We start from the raw sequence: 362 nt of genomic DNA on the forward strand, positions 1-362 counted from the left end.
CGAAAGATCGTCCGACAATGATCAAAGTAGACCTACTAAAAAATGGCCAAGTGATTGCGACACAAGAAGTAAGTGAAGCAACTAGCTGGAAATATGCGTTTACAGACTTAGCGGCATACGACGCAGACGGAAAAGCATATAAGTATGAAGTGAAGGAACAGCCAGTAGATGGATATCAATCAGAAGTAAATGGTTATGATATCACAAATACAAAAATCAAGGACGAAACAGGTGTAGATCCAAAAGATCCAAGTACAGATCCAAAAGATCCAAGTACAGATCCAAAAGATCCAAGTACAGATCCAAAAGATCCAAGTACAGATCCAAAAGATCCAAGTACAGATCCAAAAGATCCAAGTACA

General features: G+C 39.0%; 1 protein-coding gene. It reads left to right on the forward strand.

What is annotated here, in order from left to right:
* Positions 1 to 362: Cna B-type domain-containing protein (locus AAIE21_RS29400; RefSeq protein WP_343269880.1), on the forward strand; the 362-nt coding region annotated here is incomplete at both ends.

Origin of the sequence: Paenibacillus sp. 102, assembly GCF_039549175.1 — a bacterium.
Taxonomy (GTDB): domain Bacteria; phylum Bacillota; class Bacilli; order Bacillales; family Bacillaceae_G; genus Bacillus_A.